Source organism: Bacillus sp. LR_5 (assembly GCF_042709275.1).
Genome location: NZ_JAVAXX010000581.1, coordinates 1 through 1383, shown reverse-complemented (window position 1 = coordinate 1383; position 1383 = coordinate 1). Strand labels below are relative to the sequence as shown.

At 42.6% G+C, this 1383-nt stretch carries 2 protein-coding genes; both read right to left on the bottom strand.

Going from position 1 to position 1383, the window contains the following annotated elements; all coding sequences use genetic code 11:
- Positions 1-93: 93 nt before the first annotated feature.
- Positions 94-261 (bottom strand): extrachromosomal elements maintenance protein EdmS, encoded by a 168-nt coding sequence (gene edmS / locus RAC86_RS38665; RefSeq protein WP_003227896.1) that lies wholly within the window; start codon positions 259-261, stop codon positions 94-96.
- A 14-nt stretch (positions 262-275) separates the two neighbouring features.
- A partial coding sequence (gene pgsA / locus RAC86_RS38660) for a capsular polyglutamate synthetase PgsA (protein ID WP_377886951.1) occupies positions 276-1383 on the bottom strand: 1108 nt, incomplete at its 5' end.

Sequence of the window (1383 nt, the reverse complement as noted above, 5' to 3'; positions counted from 1 at the left end):
TGAATATGTTAAGAGACTTTTTAATATTTTTACAGAATGAATATGCTGGGCAAATAAAAAGAGAGTGTCTCATCAGACACTCTCTTTTTTGAATTATTTATTGGCGTTTACCGGTTCTTCCTGCTGCTGGATTTTATTCATTTCCATATCAATCTTCTGTTTTTCCTGATCTGTCAGCTGATCATTGAATTTAAAAGCTGACATAAACATGAACACGATGGCTACGGCAACAAACGGCCAGATGGCTTTGACAAATTTCATCTTTATCACTCCGATTATTTAGATTTTAGTTTGTCACTATGATCAATATCAAACGTCAGTTTTCCGTCTTCTACTTTCCAAGCGAAATTAGAGTCTTTCGTCAGTTCGCGAATAATGGTTTTCTGTTTAAGGCTGTCTTTTTTCACAGGCGCAGGTGTCGCTTCATGGATATCGATCGGTGTCACTTCAAAGCGTCCTGTTCCATTTTTCTTCAGGTGATACTGAACCAGTGCACTGTCTCTTGTTCTCGTCCAGCCTTGGTCAAAGACAAAGTTGCCGAGGCTGTAGAAAATGACGGTTCCGTTATATACTTCAATCGGTTCTAAGACGTGCGGGTGATGGCCGACGATGATGTCAGCTCCCGCATCAGACATGGCTCTTGCAAGCTGGCGCTGGCGGTCGTTTGGATCATTGTCATACTCTTGGCCCCAGTGTGACTGCACAACAACGATGTCCGCATGTTTTTTCGCTTCTGAAATCATAGGGATGAAGATTTCAGGATCTGCGGGCAGCACGCCCGGCGTATTCTTTTTAGCCGCGAAACCTTTCCCGGACACATCGGTAAAGCCAAGCGTCGCAATCGTTACCCCGTTGACTTTCTGGTACGAAATTTTCTTTTTCGCATCACTTAAGCTGTATCCCGCTCCAACGATATCAAGGTTTTGCTTCGCAAATTCTCCAAGCGTATCTTTCATGCCCTGAACGCCGTAATCCATTGCGTGGTTGTTTGCGCTGTTGAGAACCGTGAAATTCATGTCCTTCAAGACTTTCACTGATTCCTTATTCGTCTGCAGATGAATCTCTTTATCTGCTTGTTTATAATTCTTTTGATAGGTTACCGGGTTTTCAAAGTTTCCTGCTACATAATCCGAGGCTCTAAAGATCGGTTCAACATATTGAAAAATACTGTCTGCCCCTTTTTGCTCCGTTACTTTTTCAACATAGCGTCCCATCATAATATCGCCTACAAATGAGGCTGAGAGTACGTCGTCAGAATACGTTTTGACCTTCGGCGTTTCCGCTTTTCCCGCCCACATGAAAGCGAACATAAGGACAAAAACGATCGGAATGGCAATAAATACGTGCTTATTGGTTTTCTTTTTTTGCTGTTTTGTCAGCTTT